The organism is Parviterribacter multiflagellatus (genome assembly GCF_056863265.1).
Genome location: NZ_JBXPIZ010000013.1, coordinates 62,141 through 88,389, shown reverse-complemented (window position 1 = coordinate 88,389; position 26,249 = coordinate 62,141). Strand labels below are relative to the sequence as shown.

Annotated in this window: 25 protein-coding genes and 1 tRNA gene; 17 read left to right on the top strand and 9 right to left on the bottom strand. The window is 74.2% G+C overall.

The annotated features are described in order from the left end of the window. Positions 1 to 186, top strand: a complete 186-nt coding sequence (locus tag AC1UE5_RS25540; RefSeq protein ID WP_482928760.1) for a hypothetical protein — start codon at positions 1 to 3, stop codon at positions 184 to 186. Further along, complete coding sequence (locus tag AC1UE5_RS25535; protein WP_482928759.1) at positions 183 to 1,388, top strand: aminopeptidase; 1,206 nt, start codon at positions 183 to 185, stop codon at positions 1,386 to 1,388. Before AC1UE5_RS25540 ends, AC1UE5_RS25535 begins: the two co-directional genes overlap by 4 nt. Here the strand turns inward: AC1UE5_RS25535 and AC1UE5_RS25530 are convergent. Next, positions 1,385 to 2,152 carry a hypothetical protein gene (locus AC1UE5_RS25530; RefSeq protein WP_482928758.1) on the bottom strand — a complete coding sequence of 256 codons (768 nt, stop codon included), beginning with the start codon at positions 2,150 to 2,152 and terminating at the stop codon, positions 1,385 to 1,387. The two genes, AC1UE5_RS25535 and AC1UE5_RS25530, sit on opposite strands and share 4 nt — an antisense overlap. Before the next feature lie 97 nt (positions 2,153 to 2,249). On the opposite strand from AC1UE5_RS25530, the gene AC1UE5_RS25525 reads away from it, so the two are divergent. From AC1UE5_RS25525 to AC1UE5_RS25490, 8 genes are all read left to right on the top strand, one after another. Further along, positions 2,250 to 2,339, top strand: a tRNA-Ser gene (locus AC1UE5_RS25525). A gap of 166 nt (positions 2,340 to 2,505) precedes the next feature. Continuing rightward, positions 2,506 to 3,609: a histone deacetylase-like amidohydrolase gene (locus AC1UE5_RS25520; RefSeq protein WP_482928757.1), complete on the top strand. Its 1,104-nt coding sequence runs from the start codon at positions 2,506 to 2,508 to the stop codon at positions 3,607 to 3,609. A gap of 12 nt (positions 3,610 to 3,621) precedes the next feature. Beyond that, positions 3,622 to 4,479 carry a branched-chain amino acid ABC transporter permease gene (locus AC1UE5_RS25515; RefSeq protein WP_482928756.1) on the top strand — a complete coding sequence of 286 codons (858 nt, stop codon included), beginning with the start codon at positions 3,622 to 3,624 and terminating at the stop codon, positions 4,477 to 4,479. A gap of 15 nt (positions 4,480 to 4,494) precedes the next feature. Next, positions 4,495 to 5,700, top strand: a complete 1,206-nt coding sequence (locus AC1UE5_RS25510) for a substrate-binding protein (protein WP_482928755.1) — start codon at positions 4,495 to 4,497, stop codon at positions 5,698 to 5,700. After that, positions 5,691 to 6,713, top strand: coding sequence for a branched-chain amino acid ABC transporter permease (locus AC1UE5_RS25505; RefSeq protein WP_482928754.1), 1,023 nt, complete (start codon positions 5,691 to 5,693; stop codon positions 6,711 to 6,713). Before AC1UE5_RS25510 ends, AC1UE5_RS25505 begins: the two co-directional genes overlap by 10 nt. Next, on the top strand, positions 6,691 to 7,425 hold the full coding sequence (locus AC1UE5_RS25500) for an ABC transporter ATP-binding protein (RefSeq protein ID WP_482928753.1): 735 nt from the start codon (positions 6,691 to 6,693) through the stop codon (positions 7,423 to 7,425). Before AC1UE5_RS25505 ends, AC1UE5_RS25500 begins: the two co-directional genes overlap by 23 nt. After that, positions 7,418 to 8,143 carry an ABC transporter ATP-binding protein gene (locus tag AC1UE5_RS25495; RefSeq protein WP_482928752.1) on the top strand — a complete coding sequence of 242 codons (726 nt, stop codon included), beginning with the start codon at positions 7,418 to 7,420 and terminating at the stop codon, positions 8,141 to 8,143. The genes AC1UE5_RS25500 and AC1UE5_RS25495 overlap by 8 nt, the downstream gene beginning before the upstream one ends. Before the next feature lie 25 nt (positions 8,144 to 8,168). Beyond that, entirely contained in the window at positions 8,169 to 9,239 is a 1,071-nt protein-coding gene (locus AC1UE5_RS25490) for a LacI family DNA-binding transcriptional regulator (protein WP_482928751.1), read from the top strand. A gap of 4 nt (positions 9,240 to 9,243) precedes the next feature. On the opposite strand, the gene AC1UE5_RS25485 is transcribed toward AC1UE5_RS25490, so the two are convergent. From AC1UE5_RS25485 to AC1UE5_RS25465, 5 genes are all read right to left on the bottom strand, one after another. Continuing rightward, on the bottom strand, positions 9,244 to 11,406 hold the full coding sequence (locus AC1UE5_RS25485; protein WP_482928750.1) for a CocE/NonD family hydrolase: 2,163 nt from the start codon (positions 11,404 to 11,406) through the stop codon (positions 9,244 to 9,246). A gap of 37 nt (positions 11,407 to 11,443) precedes the next feature. After that, the gene (locus tag AC1UE5_RS25480; RefSeq protein WP_482928749.1) at positions 11,444 to 12,694 is read right to left on the bottom strand and encodes a type II toxin-antitoxin system HipA family toxin; all 1,251 of its coding nucleotides are present in this window, start codon (positions 12,692 to 12,694) and stop codon (positions 11,444 to 11,446) included. After that, on the bottom strand, positions 12,687 to 12,983 hold the full coding sequence (locus AC1UE5_RS25475) for a helix-turn-helix domain-containing protein (RefSeq protein WP_482928748.1): 297 nt from the start codon (positions 12,981 to 12,983) through the stop codon (positions 12,687 to 12,689). The genes AC1UE5_RS25480 and AC1UE5_RS25475 overlap by 8 nt, the downstream gene beginning before the upstream one ends. Positions 12,984 to 13,076: 93 nt before the next feature. Then, entirely contained in the window at positions 13,077 to 13,325 is a 249-nt protein-coding gene (locus AC1UE5_RS25470) for a DUF6812 domain-containing protein (RefSeq protein ID WP_482928747.1), read from the bottom strand. 39 nt (positions 13,326 to 13,364) lie between these two features. Next, positions 13,365 to 13,541 (bottom strand): hypothetical protein, encoded by a 177-nt coding sequence (locus AC1UE5_RS25465; protein ID WP_482928746.1) that lies wholly within the window; start codon positions 13,539 to 13,541, stop codon positions 13,365 to 13,367. Between the two features lie 67 nt (positions 13,542 to 13,608). Here AC1UE5_RS25465 and AC1UE5_RS25460 point away from each other — a divergent pair, with 67 nt between their 5' ends. Genes AC1UE5_RS25460 through AC1UE5_RS25440 form a run of 5 tightly spaced genes read left to right on the top strand, consistent with a single transcriptional unit; the run spans position 13,609 to position 21,686 of the window. Continuing rightward, entirely contained in the window at positions 13,609 to 15,033 is a 1,425-nt protein-coding gene (locus tag AC1UE5_RS25460; protein ID WP_482928745.1) for an LVIVD repeat-containing protein, read from the top strand. A gap of 45 nt (positions 15,034 to 15,078) precedes the next feature. Then, the gene (locus tag AC1UE5_RS25455; RefSeq protein ID WP_482928744.1) at positions 15,079 to 17,907 is read left to right on the top strand and encodes an ATP-binding protein; all 2,829 of its coding nucleotides are present in this window, start codon (positions 15,079 to 15,081) and stop codon (positions 17,905 to 17,907) included. Next, positions 17,904 to 20,750 (top strand): helix-turn-helix transcriptional regulator, encoded by a 2,847-nt coding sequence (locus AC1UE5_RS25450; RefSeq protein WP_482928743.1) that lies wholly within the window; start codon positions 17,904 to 17,906, stop codon positions 20,748 to 20,750. Before AC1UE5_RS25455 ends, AC1UE5_RS25450 begins: the two co-directional genes overlap by 4 nt. Positions 20,751 to 20,804: 54 nt before the next feature. Next, a complete protein-coding gene (locus AC1UE5_RS25445) occupies positions 20,805 to 20,996 on the top strand; it encodes a hypothetical protein (RefSeq protein ID WP_482928742.1) in 192 nt (63 codons plus the stop codon). Between the two features lie 6 nt (positions 20,997 to 21,002). After that, entirely contained in the window at positions 21,003 to 21,686 is a 684-nt protein-coding gene (locus AC1UE5_RS25440) for a collagen-like triple helix repeat-containing protein (RefSeq protein ID WP_482928741.1), read from the top strand. A gap of 59 nt (positions 21,687 to 21,745) precedes the next feature. Here AC1UE5_RS25440 and AC1UE5_RS25435 read toward each other — a convergent pair whose 3' ends face one another. From AC1UE5_RS25435 to AC1UE5_RS25425, 3 genes are read right to left on the bottom strand one after another with little or no spacing between them, the layout of a single operon-like run. Further along, complete coding sequence (locus AC1UE5_RS25435) at positions 21,746 to 23,242, bottom strand: long-chain-fatty-acid--CoA ligase (RefSeq protein ID WP_482928740.1); 1,497 nt, start codon at positions 23,240 to 23,242, stop codon at positions 21,746 to 21,748. Between the two features lie 25 nt (positions 23,243 to 23,267). Then, positions 23,268 to 23,513: a DUF3618 domain-containing protein gene (locus tag AC1UE5_RS25430; RefSeq protein ID WP_482928739.1), complete on the bottom strand. Its 246-nt coding sequence runs from the start codon at positions 23,511 to 23,513 to the stop codon at positions 23,268 to 23,270. Then, on the bottom strand, positions 23,510 to 23,974 hold the full coding sequence (locus AC1UE5_RS25425; protein WP_482928738.1) for a phage holin family protein: 465 nt from the start codon (positions 23,972 to 23,974) through the stop codon (positions 23,510 to 23,512). Before AC1UE5_RS25425 ends, AC1UE5_RS25430 begins: the two co-directional genes overlap by 4 nt. Before the next feature lie 65 nt (positions 23,975 to 24,039). Here AC1UE5_RS25425 and AC1UE5_RS25420 point away from each other — a divergent pair, with 65 nt between their 5' ends. After that, on the top strand, positions 24,040 to 25,053 hold the full coding sequence (locus AC1UE5_RS25420; protein WP_482928737.1) for a YihY/virulence factor BrkB family protein: 1,014 nt from the start codon (positions 24,040 to 24,042) through the stop codon (positions 25,051 to 25,053). Between the two features lie 13 nt (positions 25,054 to 25,066). After that, positions 25,067 to 26,215, top strand: coding sequence for a hypothetical protein (locus AC1UE5_RS25415; RefSeq protein ID WP_482928736.1), 1,149 nt, complete (start codon positions 25,067 to 25,069; stop codon positions 26,213 to 26,215). Positions 26,216 to 26,249 lie beyond the last annotated feature (34 nt).

The following is a 26,249-nucleotide window of genomic DNA, read 5'->3' as shown; positions in this document are numbered from 1 at the left end:
ATGAGTGCTGAGCAGCCCAGGACCGAGGAGCTGAAGGCGCTCCAGGTCGAGCGGGAGGCGGTCGAGCGCGATGCCGCCGACGCCGCGGCCGACGGCGCCGAGCGGCGTGCGCACGAGCGGCGCGCCGACAAGGCGGCCTACCTGGCCGACAAGCTGGAGGACCAGGAAGAGGCGCTCGAGTCGTGAGCACCCACGACGAGAGGCTCCAGCGCTGGGCGCGCCTGGCGGTCGGGTTCGGCATGAACGTGCAGCCCGGCCAGATCGTCGCCATCGGCTCCGAGCCCGGCAAGGAGGCGTTCCACCGCGCCGTCGCGGTCGAGGCGTACAAGGCGGGCGCGAAGTACGTCGACGTCGCGATGTTCGACCTGCACGTCAAGCGTGCGCGGCTGCTGCACGGCGATCCCGACGCGCTCGACTTCGTGCCGCCCTGGTACCCGCAGCGGCTGCTGACGCTGGGCGAGGAGAAGGCCGCGCGCATCGGGCTCAGCGGCCCGGTCGACCCCAACGTGCTCGACGGGGTGGATCCGGCGCTGGTCGGCAAGGACCAGCTGCCGTTCATCAAGGAGGCGTCGAAGGTCGTCAACGACCGCTCGACGAACTGGACGATCCTCCCCGCGCCGACGCCGGCGTGGGCGCAGCTCGTGCACCCGGAGCTCGAGCCGGACGCCGCGCTGGAGAAGCTCTGGAGCGAGATCGAGCACGTCCTGCGGCTCGACACCGACGACCCGGTGGCGGCGTGGCGCGCGCGGGCGGACACGCTCGTGGACGCGGCCGCGCGGCTGACCGAGCGGCGCTTCGACGCGCTGAGGTTCGACGGGCCGGGCACCGAGCTGACCGTCGGGCTCTTCCCGTCGTCGTCGTGGACGGCGGCGCGGTTCGAGACGGCGTGGGGCCTGGAGCACATGCCGAACCTGCCGACCGAGGAGACGTTCTCCACGCCGGACCCGGCGCGAGTCGACGGCGTGGTGACGGCGACGAAGCCGCTCTACCTGGGCGGCTCGATCATCCGCGGCCTCGTGGTGCGGTTCGAGGGCGGCGAGGTCGTGCAGATCGACGCCGACGAGAACGCCGACGTGCTGCGCTCGTTCGTGCAGCGCGACGAGGGCGCGTCGCGGCTGGGCGAGGTCGCGCTGGTCGACCGCGAGGGCCGCATCGGGCCCTTGGGGACTGTCTTCTACGACACGCTGCTCGACGAGAACGCGGCGTCGCACATCGCGCTGGGCAGCGCCTACGGGTTCACCGTGGACGACGACGCGGATCGCGAGAAGGCGAACACGAGCGCGATCCACGTCGACTTCATGATCGGCGCCAACGACGTCGCGGTGACGGGCGTGGGCGCCGACGGGAGCGAGGTGCCCGTCCTGCGCGACGGGCGCTGGCAGATCTAGGGCTGCGCCGCCGGCGCGCTCGCGGTGTCGGCCGCGGGTGCGTCGGTGGTGGTCGCCGCGGCGTCCGGCGCGGGCGTCGTCGCGGCGGCGGGCTCGGGCGCCGGCGTGGTGGCCACGGCCTTCTCCGCGGCCTCGGCCGCCGGCTCGTCCGCGACGGTCGTCGTGGGGGCAGGCGTCGTCTTCGCGGGCGCGTTCCTCTTCGCCGGTGCGGCTTTCTTCGCGGCCGGGGCCTTCTTCGCCGTCGTCGTGGTCGCCGCGGTGCGGACGGACGCCGACGATGCGGCCGTCGCGCCCTTCGCGCCGAGGTCCACGTCCTGCGCCTCGACGACGACGCGCTTGACGATCACCTCGCGCCTGACGACCGGCTTCTCGACGACGACGTGGCGCACGACCTCGCGCGCCGGCGCGACCTCCTCGACGAGCTCGTGCGGGGCGCCGGAGAGCAGCGCGACGGGCGCGGCGAGCCCGAGGCAGGCCAGCGCGAGCGCGCCGCCGGTGCGGGCCGGGGCGGGCGCGGCGAGCAGACGCTCGCGCACCCTGGCGCGGCGCGCCTCGGTGCGGCGGTTCAGCTTGGCGGTCACGATGCGCTCGAGCGGCGCGAACGCGACGAACAGCAGCTCGAAGGCGAGCGTCCACAGCAGGCCGCGCAGCACGAGCTGCTCGATCCCCTCGCCCGGGACGTGCTCGGGCCACCAGAAGAGGAAGACCCCCGCCGACAGGCCACCGGCGGCGATCTTGGACACGATGCTCTCGAAGTTGATCACGGCAGCCCGGCTGATCGACGCCCGTCGAACCGCCTTGACCCCTGTGTGACGCCCATCCCACGACGGCGCCAGCTACCCTTCCCGTCTGCTCGTCACTGGAGAGGTGCCAGAGCGGTTGAATGGGCGCGACTGGAAATCGCGTAACGGGGGTTGACCTCGTTCGAGGGTTCGAATCCCTCCCTCTCCGTCACAGCGCAAGGGCGCCCTCCGGGGCGCCCTTCGTCGTTCAGGCACGCGGTCGTCTGCGGGAACGATTCCGCACCACGCTTGCGGGATCGTTCCCGCAGGTGTACCGTGCCCGGCGCCGAGGGCCCGCAGGAGGTGCGGGAGCCCGGCTGGGAGATCGGAGCGAGATGGCGACTGGGTGGCACTGGGACGAGAGCTACGCGTGGCACGACACGGGCGCGGGGGCCGCGTTCCTGCCTGCCGGCGGGTTCATCCAGCCAGGCATGACGAACGCGGAGAGCCCGGCGAGCAAGACGCGGTTCCGCGACCTCGTCGCCCGCAGCGGGCTGCTCGACGAGCTCGTCCCGATCGCCGGCCGCGACGCCACGGAGGAGGAGCTGCTCCGCTTCCACACCCCCGAGCACCTCGCCCACGTCAAGGCCGTCAGCGACGGCGGCGGCGGCGAGGCGGGCGACGCCACGCCGATCGGCCCGGGCTCGTACGAGATCGCGCTCCGCGCGGCGGGCGGCGCCCTGGCGACCGTCGAGGCGGTGCTCGACGGGACCGTCGACACCGCCTACGCGCTCGTCCGCCCGCCCGGCCACCACGCCGAGGCGGCGCTCGCCCGCGGCTACTGCCTCTTCGGGAACACGGCGCTCGCCGCGATGCACGCCCGGGCGCGCGGGGTCGAGCGCGTCGCGATCGTCGACTGGGACGTCCACCACGGCAACGGCACCGAGGACGCCTTCTACGAGGACCCGAGCGTGCTGACGATCTCGCTGCACGAGAACGAGCTCTTCCCGCCCGGGCGCGGCTTCGTCGAGCACCGCGGGCGCGGGGCCGGCGAGGGCGCCAACGTCAACGTCCCGCTCCCGGCCGGCAGCGGCCGCGGCGCGTACCTGGCGGCGTTCGAGCGCGTGGTGCTCCCCGCGCTGCACCGCTTCCGCCCCGAGCTGCTGCTCGTCGCGTCCGGGCTCGACGCCAGCGCGTTCGACCCGCTCGGCCGCGCGATGCTCCACTCGGACGTCTACCGCGAGATGACGGAGCTGCTGCTCGACGTGGCGGCCGAGCACTGCCAGGGGCGGCTCGTGCTGATCCACGAGGGCGGCTACTCGGAGGCGTACGTCCCCTTCTGCGGGGTCGCGGTCCTGCAGGCGCTCACGGGCGTCCACAGGGTCGACGATCCGTTCCTCCCCTTCCTGCGCGACCGGCCCGGCCAGGTGCTCGAGCCGCACCAGGAGGCGGCCGTCGAACGCGCCGCGCAGGCGCTCGACGCGGTCCCGGCGGCCTAGGCGGAAGCGGCCATGTCGCCCGAGACCATCCGGACGATCTTCGACGTCCTGAGCCTCACGTCGATCCTGGCGCTGCTCGTGCTCGGGATGGCCGTGATCGTCGGCATGATGCGCGTCTTCAACCTCGTCCACGGCGAGCTCGTGCTGCTCGGCGCGGTCGTCGCGTACCTCGCGCACAGCTGGTTCGGCAGCGTGCTGCTCGGCATCGTGCTCGCGCCGCTGCTCGTCGGCCTGTTCGGCGCGGGGCTGGAGCGCACCGTCGTCAGCCGCTTCTACGCGAACCCGGCGGGCGCGCTGCTCGCGACGTTCGCGGTCGGCTACGTGATCCGCTCGATCGTCCTGTCGCGGATGGAGAGCCAGGGAGCGCCGGTGCCGGCGCCGATCGAGGGGACGTTCGCCGTCGGCGGCGCGAACCTCTCGACGTGGCGCCTGGTGATCGTCCTCATCACGATCGCGACGATCGTCGGGACGTACCTGCTCCTCAACCGCTCGTCGCTGGGCCTGCGGGTGCGCGCGACGCTCGACAACAAGGAGCTGGCGGCCGCCGCGGGCATCTCGACCGGCCGCATGTACACCGGCACGTATGCGTTCGGCGCGGCTCTCGCGGGCTTCGCCGGGGCGATGATCGTGCCGCTCCAGACGCTGTATCCGAACCTCGGGCTCGACTACCTCGTCCCGATGTTCATCGCCGTCATGGTGGGCGGCATGGGCTCGCTGGAGGGCCCGCTGCTCGGCGCCGTCGCCATCGGCGTCCCGAGCGGCCTGCTCCCCACCTGGATGAGCGGCACGTTCGCGCAGGTCCTCGTGATCTTCGCGGCGATCGTCTTCATGCGCTTGCGACCGGGCGGCCTGGTCAGCCGCGACACCTAGGAGGAGGAGCAGTCGATGAGCACCAACGGATTCACCCGCCGCTCGGCGGTCAAGCGGTTCGTCGCGTCGAGCGCCGGGCTCACCTTCGCGGGCGGTCTGCTGTCCGCCTGCGGCGACGACAGCGGCAGCGGCTCGTCGGACGGCCCGATCAAGGTCGGCGTCCTCACCGACCTGACCGGCGCCTTCGGCGTCGTCGGCAAGGCCAACGAGGCGGTCGCGAAGTTCACCGTCGACGAGATCAACAAGAGCGGCGGCGTGCTCGGCCGCAAGCTCGAGCTCGTCGTCGTCGACGGCGCGAGCGACCCGGCCGCCAACGCGCGCGTCGCCGGCCAGCTCGTCAACCGCGACAAGGTCGACGTCGTCATCGGCGGCGTGACGAGCGCCGAGCGCGAGGCGGTCAAGGGCATCATCACCGAGCGCGGCAAGACGCTCTTCATCTGGCCGGCCTCGTACGAGGGCGGCGAGTGCGGCGAGCTGATCCGCAACGTCGGCTCGGTCCCGTCGCAGCAGGTCGACCCGACCGTCGACCACCTGCTGGCCGAGGGCGCCAAGACGTTCTTCCTCTGCGGCAACGACTACGCGTACCCGCGCAACGTCCTCAAGGCCGCCCGGGCGCGGATCGAGGCGGGCGGCGGCAAGGTCGTGGGCGAGGAGTACATCCCGATCAGCGCCACCGACGCGCCCGAGCTCGTCAGCAAGACGCTGGCCTCCAAGGCCGACGCGCTGTTCGAGGTCGTGATCCTCCCGGCGACCGTGCCGTTCATCCGCGGCGTGGTCGACGGCGGCTACGACGGCCTGATCGCCGGCACGCTGTTCGACGAGTCGATCATCCCGCTGATCGGCAAGCAGGCGCAGGGCCTGGTCGGCGTGCAGGACTACTTCCTGTCGATCGACGACGCGACCTCCAAGACGAAGGTCGAGGCGTTCCAGAAGGCGTATCCGAAGATCACGTTCGGCCCGACCTTCAACTCGCCCGCCTGGTACCGCGGGCTGCGGATGTGGGCGGCCGCCGCGGAGAAGGCCGGCAGCGTCGACAGCGCCAAGGTCGACGAGGCGATGGACGACATCGCGCTCGACGACCTCATCGGCGGCCCGGCGAAGTTCGTGCCCGGCACGCGCCACTGCGAGCTGACGATGTACCTCGGCGAGATGCAGTCCGGCGGCGACGTGAAGGTGCTGAAGGACCTCGGGTCGATGCAGCCGGAGGGGCAGTGCGCGTAGCCGAGCGCCTGCCGCGCGGCGCGGCGGCCTGGCGGGCGGGCGTGGTGGTGGCGGTCCTCGCCGCCGTGCTCGTCGCCGGGCCGCTGCTCGAGGCGGCCGGCCAGTCCTACTGGGTCATCGCGCTCACCCGCGGGCTGCTGCTCGGGGTGCTCGCGGTGGCCACCGACCTGGCCTGGGGCGTGACGGGCATCTTCACGCTCGGGCAGGCGGTCTTCTTCGGGATCGGCGCGTACGCCGCCGGCCTGCTCGGGGTGAACGCGGGGATCGATGCGCTGCCGGTGCTCGTCGCCGCGGCGGCCGGCGCCGGCCTGGTCGGCGGCCTGGTCGTCGGCGCGTTCCTGTTCTTCGGGCGGCGGCGGGTCGGCGAGCTGTACGTCGGCCTCGTGACGCTCGCGCTGACCTACGCGTTCGAGCGGCTCGCCACCGGCTGGTCGGCGGTCGGCTCGGGCAACGGCATCAGCGGCCTGCCGCTGCCGATGCTGTTCGGCAGCGAGGTGGAGCCGGGCCTGGGCTTCTTCATGCTCGCCCTCATCACCCTGCTGCTCGTCCTGGCGATCGGCTGGGCGGTGACGCGCTCGCAGTTCGGGCTCGTCATGCGCGCGGTCCGCGACGACGACGAGCGGGCCGAGTTCCTCGGCTACCGGCGGCCGATCGTGCAACTCGTCGTGTTCACCGGCGCGGCGTGCGCGGCGGCGGTCGCCGGCTGCCTGTTCGCGCTGGTCGAGGGCTTCACGTCGCCGACCTTCCTCGGCGTGGCCCTGTCGACGCAGGTGCTCGTGTTCGTGCTGCTCGGCGGCCGCGGGACGCTCATCGGCCCGGTGGTCGGCGTGCTCCTGCTGGAGGTCGGCGGCCAGCGCGTCCAGGAGCAGCTGCCGAGCGAGTGGCCGATCGTCATCGGCTCGATGCTCCTGCTCGTGATCCTGTTCCTGCCCGGCGGCCTGATGGACCTGCCGCGCAAGCTGCGGCGCGGGCGACGCGTGGAGGTGGCGGGTGCCGATCCTGCAGGTCTCTGACGTCCGCAAGCGGTTCGGCACCGTCGCCGCGCTGAGCGACGCCCGCATCGAGGTCGACGCGGGGGAGGTCCACGGGCTGATCGGGCCGAACGGGTCGGGCAAGAGCACGCTCATGCACGTGATCGCCGGGCGCACGCTGCCCGACGGCGGCTCGGTCGTGCTCGACGGGCGGGACATCACGCGCGACCGGCCGAGCGACCGCGCCCGCAAGGGCCTGTCGATCAAGTTCCAGCTCGCCCGCGTGTACCGCGAGCAGACGGTGGAGGAGAACCTGCTGCTCGCCGCGCAGGTCCACTCGCCGCTGCGGACGCTCGTGCTGTCGCGGTCGCGCAGGCAGCTGCAGGGCAAGGTCGACGGGCTGCTGGCCGACTTCGCGCTCACCGGCCTGCGCACGCGGAGCGCCGGTGAGCTGTCGCACGGCGAGCAGCAGTGGCTGGAGATCGCGATGGCGATGGCGACCGGCCCGAAGCTGCTGCTCCTCGACGAGCCGACCGGCGGCATGAGTCCGCAGGAGCGGGCGCGCACCGGCGAGCTGATCCGCGCCGCGGCGTCGACGTGCTCGGTCGTGATGGTCGAGCACGACCTCGACTTCGTGCGCGGCCTGTGCGACCGCATCACCGTGCTGCACCAGGGCCGCCACGTCGCGACGGGGACGCCGGCGGAGATCGAGCGCGACGAGCGCGTCGCGGAGGTGTACCTGACCCGTGTCTGAGCTTCCGACGATCGGCGGCCGCCCGCTGCTCGAGGTCGACGGCCTCACCGGCGGCTACGGCGCCAGCCAGGTGCTGTTCGGCGTGTCGCTCGCCGTGCCCTCCACCGGCGCGGTGGCGGTGATCGGCCGCAACGGCGCCGGCAAGACGACGCTCCTGCGCACGCTGCTGGGCTACCTGAAGCCGACCGGCGGCACGGTCCGGTTCGACGGTGAGGACGTCACGGCGAGCCCGCCGGCGGCGCTGGTCAAGCGCGGCCTGGGCTACATGCCGCAGGACCAGGTCGTGTTCCCGACGCTGACGGTGGACGAGAACCTCCAGCTCGGGCTGCAGGCCGTGCCGAAGCGGCGACGGGGCTCGATCGACCCCGCGTTCGAGCTGTTCCCCAAGCTGGCCGAGCGGCGCAAGCAGCAGGCGGGGACGATGAGCGGCGGCGAGCGCAAGATGCTCGGGCTGGCGCGGGCGATGCTCGCCGAGCCGCGGCTGCTCGTGCTCGACGAGCCCACCGAGGGCGTCTGGCACGGCGTGGTCGACGAGATCCTCGGCGCGCTGCGGCGGTACGCGGAGGGCGCCGCGATCCTGCTCGTCGAGCAGCACCTGGAGATGGCGCTCGAGCTGGCCGGCAACGCCGTGGTGCTCCAGCGCGGCGAGGTCGTGCTGGAGGGCACCCGTGAGGAGCTGCAGGCCGAGGACGCGATCGGCCAGTACCTCGCACCATGACCTGCGCGGATAAGGTCGGCTCCAGATGAGCCGGGACGACGCCAGGTCCGCGCCGCGCAGCACCGCGCCCGTGACGCTCATCGACGTCGCCAAGGCCGCGAACGTCTCGCGCACGACCGCGTCCGCGGCACTGGGCGGCTCCGGGCGCATCTCGCCCGACACGCGCGACCGCGTGCGGGCGGTCGCCGAGCAGCTCGGCTACGTCGCCAACCCGGCCGCGCGGCACCTGCAGGGCGGGCGCAAGGGGGCGATCGGGCTCTACGTGCCGGACAACCTGACCGGCTACTCGTTCTACATGGAGCTGGCGTTCGGGGCGGCGGAGGCGGCGCGGCGCGAGGGCTTCGCGGTCACGATCGTCACGCCCGCTCCCGGCACGTCGATCACGCCGCTGCTCGCGCACGTCGACGGCTTCGTCATCGTCGACCCGCAGACGGGGGACCCGTTCGTGCGCGAGGTCGTCGCCGCGCCCCTGCCGGTGCTGGCCGCCGAGCGAGTGCTCGACGGGCCGCAGCCTGACGTGACCGTGGAGACGGAGCACGCCGACGCGATCCGGGCGCTGCTCGACCACCTGGCCGACCAGGGCGCACGCCGCCCCGCGCTCCTCAACCTCGAGCTGGAGTTCGCGTGGACCCGGCTCGTCGAGGACACCTACCGCCAGTGGTGCGCCGAGCGCGGGGTCGAGCCCGTCGTGCGCTCGATCCCCGCCACCGATGACCCGGCCGTGGTGCGCGAGATCTCCCGGCGGCTGCTCGCGGAGCCGTCGCCCCCGGACGCGATAGTCAGCGCCCCGGACGGCACCGCGCTGGGCGTGCTGGGCGCCGCGCGGGACGTCGGCCGCGTCGTCGGCGAGGACCTGCTGATCGCGTCGTGCGTCGACTCGATCGCGATGCAGCTCGCCACGCCGCCGCTGACCGCGATCGTGCTGCAGCCGCGCGCGATCGGCCGGGACGCGGCGGAGATCCTCATCCGCCTGATCAAGGACGAGGACACCCCCGAGCTCGTCCGCCGCGAGCGGCCGCCGCTCGTCCTGCGCGCGTCGACCGGCATGGCCGACGCGCCGGACGCCGCCGAGCCGGCGTCCGGCGTCGTGACCTGAGGCGCTAGCGGCAGGGCTGGCCGCGCAGGCCCGGGCACGGCGGGTAGGCCGCCGGGACCGGGACGCCGCGGACGGTGGGGAGGACGAGCGTCGACCGGCGGTTGCGGCCGTCGGAGACGATCTCGATGTCCGCCGTACCCGTGCGGGGGACGAGCTCCGAGAAGGCCCAGACCGGCTGGTCGCCGCGCGGCGGGCCGATCGTCACACGGAGGCGCGAGCCGGGTCGGTAGGCGTGGCCCTGGTAGTAGAGCGGGATCACGACCCGCTCGGCCTTGCCGCGCGGCATCGGCTTCGCGTCGCTGCGGCGAAGCGACAGGACGGGCGCGAGCGTCCGGCTCTTCTTCGCGTCGAGCTTGCGCTTGCTCGCCCGCAGCCAGCCGCTCTGCACGAACACCTCCTTGCCGTCCGGGCGCACCTCGCTCACCGTCGCCTGCAGATCCACGTCCGGCACGGAGCTCTTCACCCACGCGGTCACCGAGCCGGCGCCGATGACGGCCTTCGCCTCGGTCAGCGGCGCGCTCGTCCACGAGTACACCGAGCCGTCCGCCGGTTGCGTCCAGCGGTAGGTCGGGGTGGCGGTCCACAGGTCACCGGAGGCGGTGTTCGTCCCCGCGAAGCTGCGGGCCGGGCGCGAGGTGCGCGACCAGCGGAACCTGCCGGGCGTCATCTCCCACACCGTCCCGTCGGTGCCGCGCGGCGGCCACTGCGAGAACGTCCGCTCGAAGCCCGGGACCGGGATGCCGGGCACCGCGCTGCCCGCGCCGTTCTCGAACAGCACCCGCACCTGCGGCAGCGCCTCGAACGCCGCCTTCGCCGCGGGGTACGAGCCGGCGGCCTGGATCGGGTCGTCCGGCAGCCCGACGCCGTCGACGCCCATCGACGTCTTGAAGATCACCGGTGCGAGCTGCTTGAGCCCGTCCGCCAGCCTCGGCGCGCGCCGCGCGACGTAGATCTCGAGGAAGTCGTACCAGCGCGTGAACGTCGCGGGATCGAGCGAGTCGATGTGGTTGCCGTTGGTGAACGTGAACCACTTGCGCTTGGTGCCCGTGAACGCCGACGCCAGCGACGGGCAGTGGCCGCCGGTCTGCTCGTCGGTGAACTGGCAGGCCAGGAACGTCGGGACGTCGATCTCGTCCACGAACGTCTGCGGCGACAGCGGGTCCGCGACCTTCGGGACGTAGAACTGGTTCGCGCGCGTCTTGGCGATCAGGTCGACGGCCTCGGTGTGCAGCGCCTGGTTGACCTTGCAGACGTCGTCGCCGCCCTTGATCCGGTCCCACGCCCAGCGCTGGCCGCTCGTCGCGGTCGCCGGCTTGGCGCCCTCGACGCGGTCCTTCGCCCACGACAGCGAGAAGCCCGTGTTGAGGATGCCGCCCGGGTAGAGCGTCGTCTCGGTGCTGCTGATCACCGACAGCGGCGTGATCGCCGCGAGGCTCGGCGGGCGGTGCTGCGCGGTGAACAGCTGGCTGATGCCGCCGTACGAGATGCCCATCATCCCGACCTTGCCGTGCAGCACCCACGGCTGGCGCGCGACGGTCTCGATGACGTCGTAGCCGTCGAGTCCCTGCAGCGGCTCGAAGTAGTCGAACGCGCCGCCCGAGCACCCGGTGCCGCGCATGTTCACGTCGACGACCGCGTAGCCGAGCAGCTGCGCGATGTCGGCGATCGAGCTCTCGCCGCCCTTCGGGTTCGCGTAGCCGTACCCCGAGTACTCGACGAGCGTGGGGAACGGGCCCTTGCCGCCGCCCGAGGGCAGCCGCACCGCGATCGCCAGCTTCGTCCCGTCGCGCGTGGTCAGGTAGCCGTAGCCGTCGGTGGGGAGCCGCTGGTCGTAGACCTTCGTGGTCGGCGGAGCGGCCCGCTGCGACAGGACGGTGACCGGCTTCGTGCGCCGCCCGGACGCCGTCCGCACGCGGTACCCGCGCCCGGGTGTGACCGCCCGGAACACCGCGCCGCCCAGCCGCCCGGCCGGCTGCTTGGCGGCGACCCGCCCCCGCCGGTCGACCAGCGTCAGCCGCTGCCCGGGCTCCGCCCCGGTGACGTGGACCTGCTCGACGCTCCCACGGACGGTGAGCGCGGCGTCCGCGGAGGACGGAGCGGCGGCGCCGAGCAGCAGCCCGGCGACCACGGTGAGAGCGCCGGCATGACGGCGCGTCACAAGACCCATGGCGCGGCAGCTTCGCACGCCGCGCGGGCGGCGTGCCCTACGCCGCCGCCCGGTCCCGTTCGGCATGCTCGAACGCCGGGCGGACCCGGTCGATCTCGCGGGCATCGAGCCCGACCGCCCGCGCGGCGTCGACCCACCCGGCGGTCGCCTGCGCGACGTCGCGCAGCACCTCTCGGGCGGCGTCGGGTCGCAGTCGGAAGTCGGCGGCGACCGCGAGCAGGAGCTCCACGCTGGCGGTGGGATCGTCGAGGTCGATCGTCGTCTGAAGCACCTTCGCGCCAGGCCGAGGATCGGGGTTGAGGTCGAACGCCGGTGAGAGCGTCCACCCAGCCGTGCTCGTGCGCAGGAAGCCGTGGTTGCGGAGGTGGTCGTCGGTGTTCGAGACGAGGACCGAGAACGCGATCCGCCGCCACAGCTCGTGCAGGTCGGCGGTCGCGCGCGGAGACTCGCGCTCGATCACATCGGCGATCTCCAGGTAGCTGCCGTGGTCGCCGTCCGCCCGCTCGAGCATCGTCATCGCGCTCACGTAGCCGATCCGCCGCGCGCCGGCGCGGTCGAAGCGGTCGAGCACCAGCACGGCCTTGCCGTCCACGACGTGCAGCTCGTGCCGCGGGACGGTGAGCCCGGCGGCCTGCGCCAGTCGCAGCGTGACCGCCTCCCACCGGATCACATCCCACTCGTCGTTCGCGGGGCTGGGGAACTTCGCGATCGCGGTGCGCCCGTCGCCGGCGAGCACGTGCGCCTTCGGGCGCGCGCCGCCGAGGGAGCTGCCGCCCCGGAGCAGGACCGCGAGGTCGGCGGCGTCCTCGTCCTCGCGCTCCAGCCGCTCCGCCGCGCCGAGTAGGCGGGGCAGCTCCACCAGCGGAGGGACGCCGGTCGCATCGTCGGCCAGGAACCGCGCGGAACGCGGATCGCGGTACCGCAGCGCGCCCTGCCGCAGGTCGTCGCGGACGCCGAGGAGGAGGTCGGCCTCCCCGAAGCTGCGTTCGGCGTCGCCCTCCTCGCGGGCGCGGCGACGCTCGCTGCGCGCGATCAGCCGGCGGCCCCACCGGTCGGGTGCGCTGTCGCCGAACGCCCCGAAGAGCGCGCGCCCGACGGCGGTCTGCTGCGCGCCTGCGGTCAGCGGGAGGGCGGGATCGAGGGGGTAGGCGCCCGGGTGCGCGAGGAACGCGGCGTCGTAGGCGAAGGTCGCGGACTCCGTGTTGCGCCGCTGGTGCGACCACAGCCGGCCGGCGACGACGTGGTCGCCTGCGAGGGCGACCACGACCTGGACCTCGCGATCAGCCATCGTCGCCGGTGAGGTCGCGCGGGCGGACGCGGCGCGGCAGCTGGTCCTCGGCGCGCAGGCGCCCGACGTCGGTGGCGTACGGGTCCATCGCCGCCGTGAGCGCGTCGAGGACGCCGAGCGCGCGCGCGACGCGCACCAGGTTCTCGACGCTCGCGCCCTCGCCCGTCTCGAGGCGCACCACCGTGTTGCGGCCTACGCCGGCGCGATCAGCGAGCTGGGCCTGCGTGAGCCCGCGCAGCTTGCGCCACGTCGACACGTGCTCGCCGATCGCCCGCAGCGAACGACGCACGGGGAGCGGGACGTGACGTGACGACTTGTGCTCCATATTTGGAGCTTAGTCGCCGTTAGTGCCCCACATCAAGGGCACTACTTGGAACTGTCGTCAGTCCTCGGCGGCGAGCGGCGTGACGTAGACGATCTGCGTGCGCGAGACCGCCATGAACGGGTGCTCGGTCGTCTCGCCGCCGTCGAGCGGCTCGAGCGTGACGTCGGTGAGCGCGAGGAAGTCGCGCTCGGTGGCGTTGAGGAGGTCGGAGATCCGGCTGCGGAAGCCGGACTCGGACAGGGTCACGTCACCGGTGATCCGGTGGCGGGTGGTCTCGAGTTGGATGCGCTCCTGCCGCTGCTGCATGCAGTGGATGGTGTCGGCGCGCCAGGCGGCCGACTTGAGCTACGCGCCGCCGACTCCGCGCACGACCGTCCCGGCGCCCTCGCACTCCGGGCACGGCTTGCCGTCCACCTGCCCCGATCCGTCGCAGCGCGGGCAGACGTCGTCGCCCGTGCCCTCCGTCCCGGGCGGCGCCTCGTCGCCCGGCGCCATCTCGTCGTACCGCTGGTCGTCGCTCATCTCTCCCGCAGAGCTACCCACGCGGCGGCGAGCGCAAGAACCATCCGCGCCGCGCGTTCGACCACGCATGCGCCGCGCGATCCTCGCTCTCACCGCCACCGTCGTCGTGCTCGCCGTGCCGGGGGCCGCGCACGGGCAGGGCACCGGCAGCCCCAACCTCACGCACGTCAAGAACCTGCCGTACGACGCCCGCTACGGCGACGTCGCCAACTACGGCACCGACGTCGAGTTCGCCACGATCGCCGGCCGCCGCTACGCGCTGGCGGGCTCGGAGAAGAACGGCCTGCAGATCGTCGACGTCACCAAGCCCGCCGAGGCGCGCCGCGTCGCGGTCTACGACTGCGCGGTGAGCCAGGGCGACGTGCAGGTGTTCAAGCGCGGCACGCGGACGTACGCCACCTACACGAACGACTACGAGCAGGACGCGACGACCGCCACCAGCGCGTGCTTCGCCGAGGCGCAGGCGCGCGGGCTGGAGGCGATCGACGCGGCGGGCAACGCGAAGCTCGGCACGTTCGTGGTCGACGTCACCCAGCCGGCGAAGCCGCGGACGGTCTCGTTCGTCGCGATCCCGCAGGGCTCGCACAACATGACCGTCCACCCCAGCGGCGAGTACCTCTACAACTCGAACTCGGACCTGATCACGTCGCTCCAGCCGGCGATCGAGGTCTTCGACATCCGCGACCTGACCAGCCCGAAGGCGGTGGCGGAGCTGCCGCTCACCGCGCTCCCCGGCCTCGGCACCGAGTCGCACGACATCACGTTCAACGCGGACGGCACGCGCGCGTACTCGGCCGCCCTGTCGCACGGGGTCATCATCGACACGACGAACCCCGCGCAGCCGCGGGTCGTGACCGAGTTCGACGACGAGACGATCAACGTCTGGCACCAGTCCGACCCCGTGACGATCGGCAACCGCGAGCTGCTGCTCGTGGAGGACGAGGTCGCCGGCGCGGCGGGCCCGGGCGTCTGCCCCAGCGGCGGCGTCCACGTGTTCGACATCAGCGTCGAGACGCAGCCGATCAAGGTCGGCTACTGGAACATCGACGACATCGCGGTGGACGACGACCCGCTCGCCACCTGCACCGCGCACGTCTTCGACGTCCACGAGGAGGCGCACGTCATGACGATCGCGTACTACATGGGCGGCGTGCGGGTGGTCGACCTCTCCGGGCTGGCGGACGCGCGGGTCGGGGTCGGGATCGGCGACACGACGCTCGGCGGCGCGATGAAGGAGGTCGCGCACTTCATCCCCGAGAACGCGAACACGTGGAGCGCCAAGACCCCGCGCGTCGAGCCCGACGGCTCCTTCTGGCTGTATGGCAACGACATCAACCGCGGCCTCGACGTCTACCGCTACGACGCGACGAAGCCCAAGAGCGACAGCCCCGGCCGGTTCCTCGCGCCGGCGGCGCTGACGCGGGCGCTGGACGGCGTCGACCTGCGCGGTGACCGCCGTCTGATCTGCCTGCTCCCCGCGCTCGGTCGGTAGCTCACCCTCGACCCCGCCCGCATCGGGGACTACTGTGCCCCGGGCGTGGCTGGGACGTTGCTCGAGCGGGACGGAGACCTCCGGGTGCTGGATGGCGCCCTCGCGCTCGTGGCGCAGGGGCAGGGCGGCACGGTCGTCGTCGAGGGCCCGCCCGGCATCGGGAAGAGCGACCTCCTGCGGACCGCGGCCGCGCGGGCGCCCGAGGGCGCGCTCGTCCTCACCGCCCGGTGCGGGGAGCTCGAGCGCGACTTCGCCCACGGCGTCGTCCGCCAGCTGCTGGAGCGCACGGTCCACGGCGCCGAGCCCGAGCAGCGCGCGCAGCTGCTCAGCGGGCCCGCGGCCGCCGCGGCCGGGACGCTCGGCCTGCCCGCGCCCGGCGCCGCGCCTCCGCCGGCGGGCGCGGACCCCGCGTTCACGATCCTCCACGGCCTCTACTGGCTGACCGCGAACCTCGTCGACGACCGCCCCGCGGTGCTGTGCGTCGACGACCTTCAGTGGGCCGACGGCGCGTCGCTGCGCTTCCTCTCCTTCCTCGCGCGGCGGCTGGAGACCCTGCCCGTGCTGCTGCTCGCGGCGGTCCGGACCGGCGCGACGGCGGACGCCGACCGCGCGCTCGGCACGCTGCTCGCCGACCCCGCGACGCTCCGCATCGCGCCGCGCCCGCTGTCGGCGGAGGCCGCCGCCGCGCTGCTGCGCGACCGGCTCGGCACCGAGCCGGCCGACGCGTTCGTCCGCATGTGCCACGAGGCGACCGGCGGAAACCCGTTCCTGCTGGGCCAGCTCGCGGATGCCGCCGCGCAGGCGGGCGTGGCCCCCGACGCGGCCGGGGCGGCGCACGTCGCGCAGGTCGGCCCCCGCACGGTCGGCCGCTCGATCCTGCTGCGGCTGGGGGAGCTGCCAGCGCCGGCGCTCCAGCTCGCCCGCGCCGTCGCCGTCCTCGCCACCGCGTCCCCGCCGGACCGCGCCGCCGCCGTCGCCGGGCTCGACCTCGCGGTCGCCGCCGAGGCCGCCGACGACCTGCACCGCACCGGGCTCCTCGGCCCGGGCCCCGAGCTCGACTTCGTCCACCCGCTGGTGCGCAGCGCGATCTACGAGGACCTCGCCCCCGCGGAGCGCGCCGCCGCCCACGCGCGGGCCGTCGCGACGCTGCGCGCGAGTGGCGCCACGCCGGGCGAGCTCGCGCCCCACCTGCTCGGCACCGCGCCCGAGGGCTCCGCCGAGACGGTCCGGCTGCTGCGCGCCGCCGCCGCGGCCGCGCGCGAGCAGGGCGCCGCCGACATCGCCGCCCGCCTCCTGGAACGTGCGCTGGCCGAGCCGCCGCCGCCCGGGGAGCGGTGCGACCTGCGCGCGGACCTGGGCGCCGCGCACCTCCACGCCGGCGACGGCGCCGCGGCCGACCGCCACCTCACCGCCGCGATCGAGGAGACGACCGATCCCGCCCAGCGCGCCCTGCGCCGCCTCGACCTGGCCGAGGCCCGCAACGCCGTCGCCGACCCCGAGGCCGCGATCGCGGTGCTCCACGACGCGCGCGCCGACGCCGAGGAGGCGGGCGACCAGGAGCTGGCGCTGCGCGTCGAGAGCGAGCTGGCCACGATGGAGACCTTCGGCGGCGGCGCGGTCCGCGCGGGCGACCGCCTCACGCGCTTCGCGCACCTCCCCGGCGACACGCCGGCCGAGCGGCTGCTGCTCTGCGGCCTGGCCCGCGAGGCGTACCTCACCGGCCGGCCCGCGCCCGAGGTGGCGGAGCTGGCGCGGCGCGGCCTGGCCGGCGGCCGCATCGTGACCGAGCTGGGGAGCGCGTCGATCGTCCCGTCCCAGGCCGCGTACGCGCTGACGCTGACCGACGCGTTCGACGACGCTGCCACCGCGACCGAGCTGCTGCTCGACGACGCGCGGCGGCGCGGCTCGGTCCACGGCTACGGCTTCGCGAGCACGTGCCGCGCCCTGCTCGGCCTGTGGACCGGCGACGTCACCGCCGCGGAGGCCGACGCGCAGGCGGCCGTCGAGGCGTTCCGCGACCACGCCGTCTACCAGGTGATCCCGCTCGCGACGCTCGTCCTCGCGCTGCTGGAGCGCGGCGAGCTGGCGGAGGCCGCCGGCCGGCTCGCCCAGCACGAGGCCGAGGGGCGGATGCCCGACCTGCTGCCGTCCAACCGCATCCTCCACGCGCGAGCCGCGGTGCGGCTCGCGCAGGGCGACGCCGACGCCGCGTTGGCCGACCTCGCCGAGCTGGCCGACCGCGAGCAGCGGCTCGGGCTCGTGGACGTCGGCGTCGACTGGCGCGTGCTCTCGGCGCTCGGCCACCTCGCCCGCGGCGCGCAGGACGAGGCGGCGCGGCTCGCGGATGAGCAGCTCGCGCTCGCCCGCCGCCTCGGCGCGCCAACGTCGGTCGGTCGCGCGCTGCGCGTGCGCGGCGTGGTCGGCGACGACCTCGAGCTGCTGACGGAGGCGACGGCCGTCCTCGACGGCTCCGGCGGACGGCTCGAGGCGGCGCACGCGCACGTCGCGCTCGGTGTCGCGCTGCGCCGGCGCGGCCGCCGCAGCGACGCGTGCGACGCGCTGCGCACCGGGCTCGACCTCGCCCGCCGCTGCCACGCCACCGCGCTCATCGAGCGGGCGACCGAGGAGCTGACCGCCGCCGGTGCCCGCCCGCGCCGCCTGCAGTTCAGCGGCGCCGACGCGCTCACCGCGTCCGAGCGGCGCGTCGCCGAGCTGGCCGCCGCCGGGCGCACGAACCGCGAGATCGCGCAGGCGCTGTTCGTCACCGCCAAGACGGTCGAGAACCACCTGTCGCGGGTGTACGCGAAGCTCGGCATCGGCTCGCGAACGGATCTCGCCGGGGCGCTCGACCTCGCCGAGGCGGCGGCCGCGTGATCGAGGCCGAGGCGCTCGAGGAGCGCGCCGCCGAGCTGGCAGCCCTGGACGCCGCGCTCGACCAGGCGCTGGCCGGCAGTGGCGGGACGCTCGTGCTCGAGGGCCCGGCGGGGATCGGCAAGACGCGGCTGCTGCGCGAGCTGCGGCGGCTCGCGGCCGACCGCGGCGCGGAGGTCCTCACGGCCCGCGCCGCCGAGGGCGAGAGCGACTTCCCGTTCGGCGTCGTCCGTCAGCTGCTCGAGCGCCGCGTGCGGGTGGCCGACGCGCACCGCCGCGACGCGCTGCTCGCGGGCGCGGCCGCGCTGGCCGGCCCGGCGCTCGGGCTGGCCCCGGAGGCCGCCGCGCCCGACGCTCCCGACGCGCCCGAGCCCGCGTTCGCCGCGCTCCACGGCCTGTACTGGCTGACGAGCAACCTCGCCGCCGAGCGCCCGCTCGTGCTCGTCGCCGACGACGCGCAGTGGGCCGACCCGGCGTCGCTGCGGTTCCTGGCCTACCTCGCGCGCCGCGTCGAGGAGCTGCCGGTGCTGCTTGCGGTCGGCGTGCGCTCCTCCGACCCGGCCGCCGGGCAGCCCGCGCTGGCGGCGCTCAGCGCCGACCCGGCGAGCACCGTCGTGCGCCCGTCGGCCCTGACCCCGGCCGCGGTCGCCCGGCTCGCTGCCGCGGTGCTCGGCGCCGAGTGCGAGCCGCCGTTCGCCGAGGCCGTCCACACCGCCGCCGCGGGGAACCCGTACTTCACGACTGAGCTGCTCGGCGCGCTGAGCCGCGACGGCGTCGCGCCGGTCGCGGCGGAGGCCGGCCGCATCGCCACGCTCGGCCCGCGCACGGTCGTCCACGCGATCCTCGTCCGCCTCGCCGCGCTGCCCGCCGGCACGTCGGACGCCGCCGCGGCGCTGGCGGTGCTCGGCACCGAGGCGACGCTCCCGCGCGTGGCGGCGGTCGCCGACCTGCCCCCCGAGACGGCCACCGCGGCGCTCGACGCGCTTGCCGGGACCGGGCTGCTCGCGCCCGACGGCGCGCCCGCGTTCGCGCACCCGATCGTCGCCACCGCGGTGGAGGAGGAGCTCGGACCGGGTCGCCGCGCGCTGCTCCACGCGCGCGCCGCCGACGCGCTGCGCGACGAGGGCGCCGAGCCCGCGACGATCGGCCGCCACCTGCTGCTCGCGCCGCCGGGCGAGCGGCCCTGGGCGGCGTCCGTGCTGCGGGCGACCGCCGCCGCGGCGGTGGAGCGCGGCGCGCCCGAGATCGCCGTCCGCGCCCTGCGCCGCGCGCTCGTGGAGCAGCCCACCGACGACGAGCGCCGCGCGGTCACCGGCGAGCTGGGCGCCGCCGCGCTGCGGGCGGGCGACCCGTCCGCGGTCGAGCACCTCACGGCTGCCGCCGCGCCCGGGACGCCCCCGCTCGACCGGGCCCGCCACGCCCGCCTGCTCGGCCGCGCGCTGGCGGCGAGCGGCCGCCCGGCCGAGGCGGTCGAGACGCTCGGCAAGCTCGCCGACGCGCTCCGCGACGAGGCGCCCGAGACCGCGATGCTGCTCGACGGCGACCAGGCCTCGATCGGGCTCACCGACCCGCTCCTCGCCCCGCGTGCGGCCGCCCGCCTGGCGCGCCACGCGGACATCGCGGGCGCCACGCACGCCGAGCGCGTCGTGCTCGCCAACCTCGCGCTGCGCGCGTGGGTCGGCGGCGCCGGCGTCGACCGCACCCGCGAGCTCGCCGGTCGGGCGCTGGCCGGCGGCGCGCTGCTGGCCGACGAGACGAGCGACTCGGTCCCGCTCCACCAGGCGACGTTCGCGCTCGTCGTCGCCGACGGGCTGGAGGACGCCGAGCTGCACCTCGCCGCCTCGCTCGACGACGCGCGCCGGCGCGGCTCGGTCTACGGCTTCGCCGCGTCCTCGACGCTCCGCGCGCTCGCCCGCCTGCGCGCGGGCCGCATCACCGACGCGGAGGCCGACGCGCGCGCGGCGGTCGACACGGGCGTCGAGCACGCGCTGGTGACGCCGATGGCGCGGGCGTTCCTCGCGCTCGCACTGCTGGAGACCGACGCGCTGGACGAGGCCGCCGCGACGCTCGACGCGCTCCCCACCCGCGCCGCGCTCCCGTCGGCGATGCCGTCGATCCACGTCTGCTTCGCGCGCAGCATGGTCGCGCTGCGCCGCGGCGACCCGGTCGCCGCGCAGGCCGAGATCGAGGCCGCCGCCGCGCACGAGGACGCGTTCGCGATCCAGACGCCGATCCTCGGCTGGCGGCTCGTGCTCGCCGCGCTGCGGGCCGGCGCCGGCGACCTGGCCGCGGCCCGCGCGCTGGTCGACGACCACGTCGAGCGGGCGCGCGCGTGGGGCTCACCCGCCGTGCTCGGCTCGGCGCTGCGCGCGGAGGCGCTGTTCCACCCGGGCGAGGAGGGGCTGGAGCGCCGCCGCACCGCGATCGGCCTCCTGCGCGACGGCTGCGACCGGCTCGAGCTGGCCCGCGCGCTCGTCGAGCTGGGCGCCGCCACCCGACACGTCGGCGACCCGGCCGCGGCGCGCGAGCCGCTCACCGACGCGCTCGACCTCGCCCGCGCGCTGGGCGCCCGCGCGCTGGCCGAGCGCGCGCACCGCCAGCTCCAGGCCGCGGGCGCGCGACCGCGCCGCCTGCGCTTCAGCGGCGCCGAGTCGCTGACGGCGTCCGAGCGGCGCGTCGTGGAGCTGGCCGCGCGCGGGATGTCGAACCGGGACATCGCGCAGGCGCTGTTCGTCACGGCCAAGACGGTCGAGAACCACCTCGGCCGCGCGTACCGCAAGCTGGGCGTCTCGTCACGGGAGGAGCTGGGGGGCGCGCTCGCCCCCCAGGCCGACCCCCAGGGCTGAAGTTGAGGGACGTCCCCTCATGAGGACCCGGCGCGGCGGATCGATGCTCCTGCCGTGCTCGACACCGGACGCATCGACCTCCACCTCCAGATCGACGGCGGCGACCCGCTTCACGGCCGCCTCGCCCGCACGGACGGGGCCTCGCGGGACTTCCGCGGCTGGCTCGGCCTGGCGGCGGCGATCGAGGAGCTCATGCGCCCGGTGGCGAGCACGCCCCCGACATCCACTCCCACTCCGGAGGACTGACGCACCATGCGTTTCCTGCTCAAGCTGTCCGCGTTCGCGCTCGTCGCGGCGCTCCTCACCGCCGGCACCGCGACCGCCGCGAAGCTCATCACCGGCAAGCAGATCCAGAACGGCTCCATCACCGCCGTCGACATCAAGAAGGGCTCGCTGAAGGCCGACCGCCTCCACTCGTCGCTGCGCAACCAGCTGCGCACCGCGGCCGCCGACGGCAAGGCCGGGCCCGCCGGGCCGCAGGGTCCCAAGGGCGAGACGGGCGCGCAGGGCCCGAAGGGCGACACCGGCGCGACCGGCCCCCAGGGACCGCAGGGTGAGCGCGGTCCGAGCGCCGCGACCATCCACGGCGACAACACGCACACGTTCACGACGGCGCAGCAGGGCCTCGTGGCGACGCTCCCCGTCGAGGCCGGTCCGAACATGGTCCAGGCCAAGTTCACCGCGATCAGCGCCGACGCCGGCTCGCTCGACTGCGAGCTGCAGACGAACATCAACGTCGTCATCGACTCGACCGAGATCGAGCTGCAGGTCGGTCAGCGCACCGTCGTCGCGCTCATGGCGGCGCACGCGAACACGCCGGACAACCCGCTCGACGACACGGTCCGGATCGTCTGCAAGAAGACGACGCCCACGGTGGTGATGGACGGGATCAAGCTCAGCGCGATCCAGCTCGGCGCGATCCAGCCGACGACCTAGTCCCCACCGTCCCCAGACGCGACGACCGGGGCGGCCCATCGGGCCGCCCCGTCGGCGTTCTAGGACTCCTGTGGGGCGGGGACCTCGATCTCCCGCTTGAGGATCTTGCCCGTCGGGCCCTTGGGGAGCTCGTCGACGATCCACACGTGGCGCGGGTACTTGTACGCCGCGACCTGCTCCTTCGCGTGCGCCTTCAGCTCCTCCGGCGTCGCCGAAGCGCCCTCCTTCAGCGCGACGACCGCGCCGACCTCCTCGCCCCACTCCTCGTCCTTGACGCCGATGACGGCGACCTCGCGGACGGCGGGGTGCTCGTAGAGGACCTCCTCGATCTCGCGCGGGTACACGTTGTAGCCGCCGCGGATGATCATGTCCTTCTTGCGGTCGACGATGAAGAAGTAGCCGTCCTCGTCCACCTTGGCCATGTCGCCGGTGTGGAACCAGCCGTCCTTGATCGCCTCCGCCGTCGCCTCGGGCTTGCCCCAGTAGCCCTTCATGACGTTGTGGCCCTTGATGACGATCTCGCCGACCTCGCCCTGCGGGACGTCCTTGCCCTCGTCGTCGACGACCTTCATCTCGACCCCGTCGATCGGGGTGCCGATCGAGCCGGGCTTGCGCTCCTTGTCGGGGTGGTTGAACGACGCGACCGGCGACGTCTCGCTCAGCCCGTAGCCCTCCAGGATCACCGCGCCGAACTTCTCCTCGAACGCGCGCATCACCTCGACCGGCATCGCCGAGCCGCCCGACACGCACACCTTCAGCGACGACGTGTCCGCGCCCTCGGCCTCGGGGGTGTGGAGCAGCGCGCCGTACATCGTCGGCACGCCGAGGAAGATGTTCACCTGGTCGCGGGCGATGATCTCCAGCGCCTTCACCGGGTCGAACCGCGGCAGCAGCGTGAGCGTCGCGCCGCGCAGCACCGCGGTGTTCAGCGAGCACGTCTGGCCGAAGGAGTGGAACAGCGGCAGCCCGCCGAGCACGACCGAGCCGGCCTCGTACTGGATGAGGTCCGCCGACACCTCGGCGTTGCGCTGCATGTTGCGGTGGGTCAGCTCGGCGCCCTTCGGGGAGCCCGTCGTGCCCGACGTGTAGAGGATCACCGCGGTGTCCTCGGGGTCGCGGTCGACCAGCTCGGTGATCTCGGGCGCGCCGAAGACGACGCCCTCGATCTCGCCCGGCTTGACCAGCACGCACTCCGCGCCGGTCTCCTCGGCGCCCTGCTGCGCCGCCTCGCCGAAGTCGTGCCAGGCGAACAGCAGCTCCGCGCCGGAGTCCTTGAGGTAGTACGCGACCTCGCGGCCCTTGAGGAGCACGTTCATCGGCACGACGACGCCGCCCGCGCGGAGGATCCCGTAGTAGACGAACGGGAAGTACGGGACGTTCGGGAGCATCACGCCGACCCGGTCGCCCGGCTTGACGCCCTTCTCCTGCAGGAGCCCGGCTACGTGCGCGGTGGCCTTGTCGAGCACGGCGTAGTTGAGCGCCACGTCGTCGAGCTTGACCGCGATCGTCTCCGGCGCCGCAGCCGCCGTCTTCAGGAGGTTCTCCGCGAGGTTCATCGTGCCGGCAGACTAACTGCGGACGTCACTCGCGCGCGCGGCGGACGACCAGCAGGACGAGCAGCGCGGCGCCCACCCCGAGACCGATCTGCACACGGCGGTCGGTGGTCGCCCGCTCCTTGACCTGCTCCTTCGTCTCGTCGACCTTCGCCTTCGCGTGCGCCTTGACGTCCGCCTTGTCCGCGAGCGCCTCGACGGTCTCGCCGAGCTCCTCGCGCGTCTGCTCGATGTCCTCGCGGATGCGCTCCGCCTCGCGTGTGTCCTGGGTCATGCCTGGTGCCTCCCCGCCTGTGCGTGCGCCTTCACCGACGCGATGTCCTGCTTGACGCTCTCCTGCGCGCGCTCGGGCGCCGGCGGACCGGCGTCCTGCACCTTGTTCTTGCCGGTGAGCGCGAGCACGCCCGCGACCGCGCCGTAGACGGCGGCGACGATGAGCGCGGCGAGCCACGTGTGATCCAGCGCGCTGGCGAGCAGCGCGATGAGGCACGTGGTCAGGGCGGCGAACGCGAACAGGCCGAAGAGCCCCGCGCCGCCGAGCATGCCGGCGCCGGCGCCCGCCTTCTTGCCCTTCGCCGTCAGCTCCACGCGCGCCAGCTCGAGCTCCTGCCGCACGAGCGTCTGCGTCTGCTGGCTGAGGTCCTTCACGAGGTCGGCGACGCTCCGGTCGTCGTCGCGGTCCGCGCGTGCGAACCGTGCCTCGTCCGTGATCGCGCCCGGAGGCTGCGGATCCATGTCGTTCCTCTCAGTTGGCGTGTGAACGTCGGTCGGGGTCGGCGTTCCCGGGTAACGCCGATCACATGAGCGACCCGCACACCACGGCGCGTCAGCAGCAGGCGCAGGAGCACGACCAGGAGCAGCGGTTCCACCGCGACGCCGAGGAGCGCCGTGCACCGGACGACCCCGGCGACCTGCCCAAGCGCTCCTGGCTGGGCGTGCTCAAGCGCACCGCCAAGGAGTTCTCGGACGACAAGCTGACGCACTGGGCGGCGGCGCTGACGTACTACTCGGTGCTCTCGCTCTTCCCGGCGCTGCTGGCGCTCGTGTCGATCCTCGGCCTCGTCGGCCAGTCCGCGACCCAGCCGCTGCTCGACAACCTCGCGACCGCCGCGCCAGGCCCGGCGAAGGACATCCTCACCGACGCCCTGACCGGCCTGACGGAGAGCGGCGGCAAGGCGGGCCTGGCGTTCGTCATCGGTCTCGGCTCCGCGATCTGGGCGGCGTCGGGCTACATCTCCGGCTTCATGGATGCCTCGAACGCGATCTGGGACGTCGAGGAGGGGCGGCCGATCTACAAGAAGCTGCCGCTGCGCGTGGCGATCACCGTCGCGATGCTCGTGCTGCTGGCCGTGCTGGCGGTGCTGACCGTCGTCACCGGCCCGATCGCGGAGGAGGTCGGCTCGCTCATCGGCCTCGGCGACGCCGCCGTCACCGCGTGGAACATCGCCAAGTGGCCGGTGATGCTCGTCGTCGTGAGCTTCATGTTCGCGTTCCTCTACTGGGCGGCGCCGAACGTCAAGCAGCCGGGCTTCAAGTGGGTCTCGCCGGGCGGCGTCTTCGCGGTCGTGCTGTGGATCGTCGCGTCGGCGCTGTTCGCGTTCTACGTGGCGAACTTCAGCTCGTACAACGCGACCTACGGCTCGCTCGGCGGCGTGATCGCGTTCCTCGTGTGGCTGTGGATCTCGAACATCGCGATCCTGCTGGGCGCGGAGCTGAACGCCGAGCTCGAGCGCGGGCGGCAGATCGAGGCGGGCATGCGGCCGGTCGACAAGGAGCCGTTCCTCGAGCCGCGTGACGCGCCGAAGAACGGGTAGCCTCGCCCATCGGGTGAAGCGCGCAGGGGTTCTCGCGTTCCTGGTCTCGTTGTTCGCGGCCGCTGCGCCGGCGGCCGCGGACGTCCGCGTGCCTGCGGGCTGGGGGAAGACGCTCCAGCTCGGGGTCGCGGACTCGCCGGGCGGGGCGGAGAAGGCTCGCGCGCGCGGGCGCGTGGATCAGCGCTACCAGTACCTCACCGGCGGGGTCGACACCGAGAACGGCTGGCGCCACTGGAACGAGGACGCGACGTTCGTCTCGCGGTACGTCGAGGAGTCGGCGCGCGCGGGCGTCACGCCGGTCTTCACCTACTACCAGCTGCTGCCGTCCAAGCCGTCGCGCCAGCTGGGCGAGGCGGACAAGGACTTCGCGAACCTCACCGACGCCGAGCTGATGCGCGCGTACTACGCCGACCTGCGGCTGGCGCTGCGGCGGATGGCTGAGGGCTCGCATCGCGTCGTGCTCCACGTCGAGCCGGACCTGTGGGGCTTCGCGCAGCAGCGCCACGGGGACGACGCGTCCCGCACCCCGGCGGCCGTTGCGGCAAGCGGCGATCCGGAGCTGGCCGGGCTCCCGGACAACCTCGCGGGCTTCGCGCAGGCGGTCGTGCGGCTGCGCGACAAGCACGCGCCCAAGGTGCTGATCGGGTGGCACCTGTCGACGTGGGGGACGAACCGCTCGACGACCTCCGACGACGCGACGCCGGCGCTGATCGACCAGCTCGCGGCCCGCAGCGCGGCGTTCGCGCGTTCGCTCGGGCCCGCGCGGTTCGACCTGATCTTCAACGACGTCGCCGACCGCGACGACGGCTTCCGCGAGAAGGTCCTGAAGGAGCCGCGCGTCGTGCACCACTGGGGCAGCGGCGACGTCACGCGCCACCTGCGCTGGGTCCGCGGGGTCACGCGCGCGACGCGAACTCCGATGGTGCTGTGGCAGCTGCCACTCGGGCATCGCGGGCTGAACAACACGTGGAAGCGCTACCGCGACAACCGCGTCGACCTCCTCCTCGGCTCCCGCAAGAACCTGCGCCGCGCCCGCGACGCGGGCGTCGTCGGGCTGCTCTTCGGCGCGGGCGCGGACGGCTGCACGACCCCGCAGACCGACGGCGGCCACTTCTTCCGCCACGCGCGGCGGTACGCGCGCTCCCAGCTTCCTCTCAGGTAGCCCTCACCGCGCGCTCGCAGCGCCGCCGCAGCCT